Annotated in this window: 1 protein-coding gene; it reads left to right on the forward strand. The window is 51.7% G+C overall.

What is annotated here, in order from left to right; translation table 11 throughout:
- A partial coding sequence (locus CWC16_RS19675) for an alkyl sulfatase C-terminal domain-containing protein (protein WP_283957371.1) occupies nt 1-251 on the forward strand: 251 nt, incomplete at its 5' end.
- Nucleotides 252-259 lie beyond the last annotated feature (8 nt).

The raw sequence follows: 259 nt of genomic DNA on the forward strand, positions 1-259 counted from the left end.
GTGAAAAGTATGCACTGGAACTAAGGAGAGGTGTCGTGCAGTTCCACAATCAGTTGCCTGAGAAAGTCGACTTCACCGTAAAAGCAGCCAAGAGACCCTTGCTGGGGCTGACTTTGGGTATGAGAACCGTTGATCAGCTGGTGGCTGCAAAAGCACTGAGTGTCAGTGGTGATCAGAAAGCGGCGGCTCAATTCTTTGCAGGCTTTGACCAGGCGATTCCCTGGGACAAGATCCCGGTGAGTTTGCACTGAGTACGGTT

Source organism: Pseudoalteromonas sp. S3776, assembly GCF_005886915.1.
Taxonomy (GTDB): Bacteria; Pseudomonadota; Gammaproteobacteria; order Enterobacterales; family Alteromonadaceae; genus Pseudoalteromonas.